Origin of the sequence: Streptomyces odonnellii (genome assembly GCF_000981895.1) — a bacterium.
Classification (GTDB): domain Bacteria; phylum Actinomycetota; class Actinomycetes; order Streptomycetales; family Streptomycetaceae; genus Streptomyces; species Streptomyces odonnellii.
This window is the reverse complement of sequence record NZ_LATD01000461.1, coordinates 1-8,398: the sequence shown is the minus strand read 5'-3', so window position 1 is coordinate 8,398 and position 8,398 is coordinate 1. Positions and strand designations below refer to the sequence as shown.

Sequence of the window (8,398 nt, the reverse complement as noted above, 5' to 3'; positions counted from 1 at the left end):
CACTCGCAAGGCCAGCACACCCACCGAACTAACGAAAAGATCAGTAGGGCGTGTTTCGGAAGTAGCGTCGTCCGCCCGCAGGGCGGGCCTCGCGGCGTCTGATGCGTGCAATCGCAAGGCGGAGGATCGGCGTTGTGGATGGCCCGGCCGTACTCGGGCGACTCCGACAACGCAGCGAGTGTGCGTGCCGGGCGTCGCGGGGCAGACGGGACTTCCGAAACACGCCCTAGCTCCATCGCGGCAGACTGGTACACCGTTGGCAGCGGCACACCGTGCCCACCTGGCGGGCCGGGCTGCTCCGCGAGTTCCTGGGCCTGCGCCACGGCGCACCGTGCGGCGTACGTACGCCGGGCCTCCCCCCGTTACCACTGATTTGGGGCATCACTTTCCTGGTGTTGGGGCGCGGCGGACTCGATGTCGTCGTACCGCGGCTCGGTTGGCGCAGCGGACGCTGCAGTAGCGCTGCCGCCCATTGCGTGTGACATCTACGACGATGTTTCGGCAGGGGTCGCCGGGGTCTTTGCCAGCGGCGCAGCGAGTGAGCCGGTTCATGCCCCGCGTGGTCAGGTGCAGTGCGGTGCCGACGCTGATGACGGCGTCCAGAACATGCGGCAGTGTCTGATCGAGGTCCCGGTAGTGCAGGTGCCAGCCTTCAGCATCGTGGTTGGTCAGGCGGGGGTAGGCGGATGCCTCCGCCAGGTACTGGTTGAGCAGAGCGGCGCGTTGGTCGGGAATCTCTTCGTCCACAATTGCCAGCCATCGGTCGATCACGGAACGGACGCCGGCGTAGTCCGTCGACCGGGCGGACGCGAATGCCATCCGCATCCCGAACGAACGTGCCCGGTCGACGACCCCCGCACGGTCGCACGGCCAGTCGTTCGCCAGGGAAGCGGCGAGCAGGACGGCGTACTCACCGTAAGGGTTGAGATGCATAACGGCATTACATCACACTGCCGACGAACTACTCGGGCGAGAGAAAACGGTTGTGGCGACGATGGGTGGCTGGGTCTCGTGGGGTGCAGTGGGTGGGATGGCGCTGGCGGCGTTGATCATGGTGCTTACGCCGGGACCGAACATGATCTACCTGGTCTCGCGCAGCATCGCGCAGGGCCGGATCGCCGGGCTGGTCTCTTTGGCCGGAACGGGAGTGGGTTTTCTCCTGTACATGACGATGGCGAACCTCGGGCTGGCCGTCGTCTTCGTCGTGGTCCCGTGGCTCTATGTCGGGTTCAAGGCCGCAGGCGTCGCCTATCTCCTCCACCTCGCGTGGAAGGCGATCCGGCCGGGCGGAGCCGGGGTATTCGAGGCGCGAACGCTTGCACGAGACTCTGCCGGGAGGCTGTTCCGGATGGGGCTGATCACCAACCTGCTCAATCCGAAGGCCGCCGTCATGTACCTCGCCCTGATCCCGCAGTTCATCGACCCCCATCACGACAACGCCGCCGTCCAGGGCTTCACGCTCGGAACCATCCAGATCATCGTCAGCATGATCGTCAACGCGTTGATCGTGCTGACGGCCGGATCGATAGCAGGGTTCCTTTCCGCCAGGCCGGCCTGGACGAGATGGCAACGCCGCATCACGGGGAGTCTTCTCGGTCTGGTCGCCCTACTGCTGGCCAGAGAAGTCCCGCAGGCCGCGCGACCCTGATGGCCCAGGAGAAGGCGATATGAACCTGCGTGGCTTCTCATTCGCCCTGGACCGCCGACTCCTGAAGGCCGCAAGCTCGTGAGCGGAGACCGGCCGCGACGGCCCATCAGATCTCCGAACACGGCGTCTCGGCCCACTCGGCGATGCTCCAGCAGTTCCTGCCCGGCAGGTCCGACAGGAGCCCGAACACGAGGTCCTTCACCCGGTGCCGGGGCTCGACCTGCGCGAACCGGCCCGCCATCTGGCCCATCAGGCCCTCGAAAGCCTCCCGCCGGCAGGCAGGGTCTCCGCTGGGGCCCGCGGCCACCACAAGATCATTAGTCTTCAACACGCCGATGATCAGCGGCAGCTGTCCCCGTCTCTCAGGCGCCCCACCAGCGTGAGGTTGGGTGTGGCGCGGAACCGCTGCCGCCTGATCACTGACCGACCGATGAATTCGAGTCTCCCGGAGGGTCTGTCCCGGGGGAAGAGTCCACAGGAGGTCCGCATGACCAAGGTCTATACACACATGACGATGTCGGTGGACGGCTACATCGCCGACCCCGAGGACGGAACCGGTGAGCTGTTCGGTTGGTACAGCGCCGGCGATGTCACCGTGCCGAGTGCCGACGCGCACTTGTCGTTCCACGTCGACGCGAACAGCGCGGAGATGCTGCGCCAGGTTCTCGCCGGGGCTGGTGCGCTCGTCTGCGGCCGCCGGCTGTTCGACTTGACCAACGGCTGGAACGACAGCCACCCGATTGGCGCGCCAGTCGTCGTCGTGACGCACAACGTGCCCGAAAACGCCGCGAAGTGGGTGCGTACGACCTTCGTCGACGGCGTCGCGGAAGGTATCGCGCGCCGGGGAGATCGCCGGTGACAAACACGTCAGCATCGCCAGCGCCGACATCGCAGGGCAGGCGCTCGACCTGGGACTGGTGGATGAGGTCTACATCAGTCTCGTACCGGTGCTGCACGGCAAAGGGATCCCATACTTCGCCGACCTGACCGGCGTACCGCACCGCTTCGACGACCCGATCGTGATCCAAGGCAAGGGCGCGACACACCTGCGATACCGCGTGCGACGCTGAAACTCCAGACCTCACCCACCGGACTGTCTTGTGCTACTGCCGCCGCCAACGCCACGCCAAGAACAGCCGCTACCAGCGACGATCACGGCAACCACTCGACGCGCAGCGCCGCGAAACCGTGCAGAGCCACCGTATATCTCGCCATTACCTCAACCCCTCCGCCTCAGGACCATGACCACGCTGTAGAGAACGCACAGCCTTAGACTCATCCTGAACGCCGTTTCGGGGGCCATCCCCGTGGGCGCGAGGAGCAGCCGAGCCTGGCAGTCCGGCGGGCCTTCTGCGCGGGAGCATCCCCGCACCTGCGGGAATGCTCCCATCTCGGCCTGCATGCCAGGCAGGCGCAGCCATCTGCTCCCCGCACCCGATGTACAGCAGCCTCGTCCTCGAAGGCGAAGAGCATCGTTCCATGTACGTCGCCCTTACCCAGGCACGACGCCACACTGCCGTTCTCGGACTCACCCACACTCGCGCGGAACCCGCACGTATCACTGCCCGCGCCCAAGGACGGCGATTGCGATCCCCTCGCCCCCAGGCGACCGCCACGCCGCCAATCCGGGCTCGCCACAACCGCGAGCTGGCCTTCGCTCTCCCATGAGCGCCTGAAGTGCAGCACTTCTCCGGGGTCTGCTGCACGATCGGGTGACATCTGAACTGGCTTGCCCTGTGGGGCGGGTGGGAAGGATGTCGCTGTGCCCAGGCCTTATCCGGAAGAGTTCCGCCAGGATGTCGTGCGAGTCGCGAGGAACCGCGGGCCGGGTGTGACGGTCGAGCAGGTGGCCACCGACTTCGGAGTCCACCCGATGACGCTGTGGAAGTGGATGCGTCGCGCGGACATCGACGACGGGAGCAAGCCCGGAACGACCAGCCAGGAGAGCGCATTGCTTCGGGAAGCGCGTCGGCGGATCAAGCTGCTGGAGCAGGAGAACGAGGTCCTGCGCCGGGCCGCGGCCTATCTGTCGCAGGCACATCTTCCGGGAAAAGGATCTACCCGCTCGTGAAGCAGCTGGCCGTGGACGGGGTGCCCGTCACGGTTGCGTGCCGGGTGCTGAAGCTCGCCAGACAGCCCTACTACCGCCGGCTGGACCAGCCGGTGACCGATGCCGTGCTGGAGGAGGCGCATCGCGCGAACGCGCTGTTCGACGCGCATCGTGACGACCCGGAGTTCGGCTACCGCTTCCCCGCCGACGAAGCGCGCGGCGCCGGGGCCGTGATGGCGGACCGGACTGCATGGCGGATCTGCCGGGACAACCGCTGGTGGAGCGTGTTCGGCAAGAAGCGTGGCAAGGGCAAGAAGGCCGGCCCGCCGGTGCACGACGACCTGGTCCGCCGTGACTTCACTGCGGCCTGTGCAAACCGGCTGTGGCTCGCCGACATCACCGAGCACGCCACCGGCGAAGGCAAGCTCTACCTCTGCGCGGTGAAGGACGTCTTCAGCAACAGGATCGTGGGCTACTCCATCGATGCGCGTATGAAGTCCCGCCTGGCCGTGACCGCCCTGGACAACGCCGTGGCCCGGCGTGGAGACGTCGACGGGTGCATTCTGCACAGCGATCGCGGATCGCAGTTCCGCTCCCGGAAGTTCGTCCGGGCGCTCGATCGCCACCGGATGGCCGGATCGATAGGGAGGGTCGGAGCTGCCGGCGACAACGCGGCCATGGAGTCCTTCTTCAGCCTGCTGCAGAAGAACGTCCTCGACCGCCGTGTCTGGGCCACCCGCGAAGAACTCCGGATCGCGATCGTGCCCTGGATCGAGCGGACCTACCACCGACGCCGCAGACAAGCCTCACTCGGCCGGCTGACCCCCGTCGAATTCGAGACCGTCATGACGACGCCGGCCCTCCAGGCCGCGTGATCGAACCTGTCACCCGAATCTGCATCAGACCCGGGTGAGTTTCGCCAGACTTCGCAGCTCGCCGCCCCAGGCATTCAGTAGTAGTGCTGCCCGTGGTCAACAACATGCTGCGTACGGCTATGGCCGCCCTGTTCTCCCGAAGCTACCGCGAAGTGACAACTAGGTGCTGTTTGGGGTTCGGATCATGTGGTTGAGGTGAGGAGCTTCAGCCACATGATCGATCCGCGGAGGTGGAGTCCGGCTTCGTAGCTGTCGGGAGCTTTGTCGTAGCGGGTGGCCAGGCCGCGCCAGGTCTTGATCTTCTGGAAGCAGCGTTCGACGGTGTTGCGCTGTTTGTAGCGTTCGGTGTCGTAGGTGATGGGCCGGCCTCCGGCCGAGCCCTTCTTCTTGCGGTTGGCCTGCTGGTCGGTCTTCTCCGGGATGACTGCAGTGATGTGGTGCCGGCGTAAGTAGGCCCGGTTGCCCTTCGAGGAGTAGGCCCTGTCCGCAGCCACGGCGTCTGGCCGGGTCCGCGGGCGGCCGACCGGACCAGGTATGCGAATCTTGTTCAACACGGTCTCGAACTGAGGGCTGTCCCCGGCTTGTCCAGGAGTGAGCACGAACGACAACGGCAGTCCTGTGGCGTCGACCGCTGCATGGATCTTGCTGCTCAGCCCGCCTCGGGACCGGCCGAGCCCGGCGGCATCCGCCCTGGCCTTGCGACGCCGTCGCGCTGCGGCCCGGTCCGGGCTCGGCGCGTCTGTACCACTCGCGTCCGTACAGGCCGTCGCCTCATCACCCGCAGTACGGGCGGCTGCTGGGGAAGCGGAGCCCCTTTTTCCTCGGTCAGAGCCTGTTCCAGGGCGTCCAGGGTCTCCCCGGCCACTGCCAGACCAGCCGATTCGTGATGCGCCCGCACCATCGTGGAGTCCACGCTGACCAGCTCCAGGCCGGCCTGCCCCCGCGCGGCCGCCTCGGCGATCAATGCGTCCATCAGGCCCTGGAACACCCCGGCCCTGGCCCAGCTGCTGAACCGGGAGTAGACCGTGGACCAGGGCCCGTAGCGTTCCGGGACATCACGCCAGCCGCTGCCGGTACGAAACCGCCACATCACCCCGTTGAACTGGTCCCGCACCCGCCGTGGCAACGGCCCCGTCGCCGCCACCGGCAAGTGCGGCTCGACCAAGGCCCACTCGGCATCCGTCACGTCAAAACGCGCCACACCCGAGTTCTACCAGGCACCGCCAACAGGCCACCGGGCCTCACAAAGATCCGAACCCCGAACAGCCCCTAGGGCGTGTCTTCAAAGTCCCGTCTGCCCGGCGACGCCTGGCACGCACGCTCGCCGCGTTGTCGGGATCATCCAAGTACGTCCAGTACGAGGATGACCCTCCGCCTTGCGATCGCACGCACCAGACGCCGTCGGCCCCGCCCTTCGGGCGGACGACGCTACTTTGAAGACACGCCCTAGGGCCTCTCGTTTGGATCTTGCTGGGCTCGCGTGCCCGCGGTGACATCAGCCGCTGCCGCGGCGGGCCGCGCCTCGCCGCGTTGTCGTCGGTCGCCAGGGCTCCGCCCTGACTCCCTCCTCCGCCTTGCGATCCGCCCCGTGGCCTGTAGGGCACGGGAGGGACCCCCTCCACCAGACCCCGCTCCCTGACCCAGCCAGATCCAAACGAAAGACCCTAGGTCACCAGCCCAACAGAAGCGACGGGTAGCAAGGTGCTCCAGCAGCAGGGCGGCGACCGGCGCGGAATCGGGCGACGCTGGCCGCCGAGTCGTAGCAGCACGGCGTGGCCGTCGTGGACGACATCGTCCACGGTGAGCCGGACGACGCGGCTCAGAGGCCGTGCGTAGAGAAGAACGATGACTCCGGCGTTGCGGAGTCGCATCCGTCTTGCCGTATCAGTCAGCAGGGCGGCGAGCCCTTCTTGGCCTTGCCGAACCGGACCTGGCAGCGGCCGTACTGGCCGAATTCGCCGCCGTGCGGGTTGCGACCGAAGTCGGCGGCGTCGAGCATCCGTGTCTCGTTGCGCCGTGTCCCGTAGGCGTAGGCGGCCTTAGCGTCGCGTCACGGAAGGCAAGCAGGCAGCCCTTGCGGCCGAAGGCTCGGATGCGGGCGGCCTCGTCGTCGCAGTGAGCGGCGCCCGTGTATGGGGAGGGGGTCTACGCCCACTCGGCGCGCGGCTTCGCGCTCGCCAGCATGCGGTCGGCGTCGGTGAGCCGGCTCTACCTCCAGGTGCCGAACGGCACCGATCCCGGGGACTGGTCCGACGAGCGCGGCGGCGGGCCTCGATGACGTTGCCGCCGAAAGCGGCCGGCGTGCCCCGGAACGTCGGCATCATGACGAAGGCCCGTCGGTGGCGCACCGACGGGCCTTTCGCGCGAGCGCTCAGGAGCACTCAGACATGCGCCCCGAGCTGCTTCGGGTCGTGGCCGTACTTGTTCGGGCCCGCGGTACCCGCAGTGGCGGAGAAGACGATCAGGATGATCCCGCCGACCAGCGGGATGAGTCCGAGCAGCAGGAGCCAGCCGGACTTGTCGGTGTCGTGGAGGCGCCGCACACTCACCGCCAGGCTGGGTATCAGGACGGCGAGAGCGTAGAGACCGCTGAGGACGCTGTTCAGACCAATCACGGAATCGATGACCGTGAGAACGATCTGCACGATGAGGTTGAACAGCACGAACATCCAGAACTCCGTGCGGCGCGCCCGCCCGCTGAAGCCTGCGTAGTTCTTGAGAACGCCGAGATACCAGTTCATTGTGTCCCCCCAAGGACGCGAAAGAGGCCCGTCCTTGTGGCAGGGCCATGGCGAAAGGTATGCGGCCGAAAATCATCTGGTCAAGTTGTTACATGACGGGCCTTCGGTGGGGGCGCGGGAACGGCACAGGGAACGGGACGCGAACGCGACGGGAGCGGACCGAAGCCGGACAGGCGCCCCGGCTCGCCGCAGTCGGGCCGGGGTGCCGCGCCGCGTCGGTCCGCGTACCCGGCAACGACCTCACGCACCTGCCCGAGACACCAGGACACGACGGGTTCGATGGTCCGCGCACCGACCGGCAGACGGCCCTCCGGCCGCCTTCGAGTTGACGTACGGCACGGGGTACGAGTCGGTCGCCGCCGCGGTCGGCCAGATGCGCCGCGGCGCCGGCGTAGGCGTGCGAGGGGTGAGGATACGGCGCCTGGGCGGGGATCCGCGGGCTGATCGACCTCGCCCGGGCTCGCACTGTCCTGCGGGCTGGCGTGCAGGACCGTGATGTGCATCCTGCAGGCCAGGCTGTTCGGCAAGCTCACGGTACGGCGCGTACAGCTGCTCCCGGCCGAGGTCAGCACCGGGAATGATCAACCAATGGAGATCTTTCCGCCCCGGCAGCCAGGCATGTGTGCGGTCTTCGACCTGGGCGAAAAAGTTCTCCATACGATGCCGTCGTTCAATCGCCGCTGCCGCCAGCCTCACGCCGGGCAAACCGGGGCTGCTGCGCGATCTGGACCAGGCGCCACTCAGGAAGGGATCTTGCCGCTAACACAGGCAGCCGCCACGTACCCCTTTTCCCCACCGGCTTGGGCCAGCCATATTGCCGATATAGCGCCGCAGGCCGAGTAAGCGCCCCCCTTCACTGGGTCCCCGCAGACCCGCACCCCTTTCTTGTACCTATAGATGATCGTGTGGTTCACCGTGGGGCCGCTCCGCACATTCAGCTCAGTCTCTGTCAACCCGCACGTGTCCGCCCTCATATCTGCTGCATTGGGTTTGGCCGGTCGACGCAAAGCCGCTCACTCCCAAAACCGCGGTAGCTACTACTGATCTTTTCGTTAGTTCGGTGGGTGTGCTGGCCTTGCGAGTG

6 protein-coding genes and 3 pseudogenes are annotated in these 8,398 nt (G+C 66.9%); 5 read left to right on the top strand and 4 right to left on the bottom strand.

What is annotated here, in order from left to right; translation table 11 throughout:
• Positions 1 to 381: 381 nt before the first annotated feature.
• The gene (locus tag WH07_RS32960; protein ID WP_046508308.1) at positions 382 to 933 is read right to left on the bottom strand and encodes a CGNR zinc finger domain-containing protein; all 552 of its coding nucleotides are present in this window, start codon (positions 931 to 933) and stop codon (positions 382 to 384) included.
• A 97-nt stretch (positions 934 to 1,030) separates the two neighbouring features.
• Here WH07_RS32960 and WH07_RS32955 point away from each other — a divergent pair, with 97 nt between their 5' ends.
• A complete protein-coding gene (locus WH07_RS32955; RefSeq protein ID WP_079023755.1) occupies positions 1,031 to 1,648 on the top strand; it encodes a LysE family translocator in 618 nt (205 codons plus the stop codon).
• A gap of 130 nt (positions 1,649 to 1,778) precedes the next feature.
• On the opposite strand, the pseudogene WH07_RS32950 reads toward WH07_RS32955, so the two are convergent.
• Positions 1,779 to 1,898, bottom strand: a pseudogene (locus WH07_RS32950) (IS701 family transposase); the annotation flags it as partial.
• A gap of 237 nt (positions 1,899 to 2,135) precedes the next feature.
• Here WH07_RS32950 and WH07_RS40585 point away from each other — a divergent pair.
• From WH07_RS40585 to WH07_RS32930, 3 genes are all read left to right on the top strand, one after another.
• Positions 2,136 to 2,507, top strand: a complete 372-nt coding sequence (locus WH07_RS40585; RefSeq protein WP_198533938.1) for a hypothetical protein — start codon at positions 2,136 to 2,138, stop codon at positions 2,505 to 2,507.
• 58 nt (positions 2,508 to 2,565) lie between these two features.
• Positions 2,566 to 2,718, top strand: a complete 153-nt coding sequence (locus WH07_RS40580; RefSeq protein ID WP_198533937.1) for a hypothetical protein — start codon at positions 2,566 to 2,568, stop codon at positions 2,716 to 2,718.
• 692 nt (positions 2,719 to 3,410) lie between these two features.
• A protein-coding gene (locus WH07_RS32930) for an IS3 family transposase (RefSeq protein ID WP_106409742.1) occupies positions 3,411 to 4,573 on the top strand; the annotation gives its coding sequence in 2 pieces (ribosomal slippage) (positions 3,411 to 3,695 and positions 3,698 to 4,573; 1,161 coding nt in all).
• Positions 4,574 to 4,755: 182 nt separating this feature from the next.
• On the opposite strand, the pseudogene WH07_RS38400 reads toward WH07_RS32930, so the two are convergent.
• Positions 4,756 to 5,774, bottom strand: a pseudogene (locus WH07_RS38400) (IS5 family transposase).
• 936 nt (positions 5,775 to 6,710) lie between these two features.
• Here WH07_RS38400 and WH07_RS39205 point away from each other — a divergent pair.
• Positions 6,711 to 6,833, top strand: a pseudogene (locus WH07_RS39205) (4-hydroxybenzoate 3-monooxygenase); the annotation flags it as partial.
• 121 nt (positions 6,834 to 6,954) lie between these two features.
• Here the strand turns inward: WH07_RS39205 and WH07_RS32915 are convergent.
• On the bottom strand, positions 6,955 to 7,314 hold the full coding sequence (locus WH07_RS32915) for a DUF805 domain-containing protein (RefSeq protein WP_046508297.1): 360 nt from the start codon (positions 7,312 to 7,314) through the stop codon (positions 6,955 to 6,957).
• Between the last annotated feature and the right edge of the window lie 1,084 nt (positions 7,315 to 8,398).

Excerpts from the sequence above, each read along its gene's own strand:
- WH07_RS32915 (WP_046508297.1), bottom strand. The coding sequence starts at position 7,314 with ATGAACTGGTATCTCGGCGTTCTCAAGAACTACGCAGGCTTCAGCGGG.
- WH07_RS32955 (WP_079023755.1), top strand. The coding sequence starts at position 1,031 with ATGGCGCTGGCGGCGTTGATCATGGTGCTTACGCCGGGACCGAACATG.
- WH07_RS32960 (WP_046508308.1), bottom strand. The coding sequence starts at position 933 with ATGCATCTCAACCCTTACGGTGAGTACGCCGTCCTGCTCGCCGCTTCC.
- WH07_RS40585 (WP_198533938.1), top strand. The coding sequence starts at position 2,136 with ATGACCAAGGTCTATACACACATGACGATGTCGGTGGACGGCTACATC.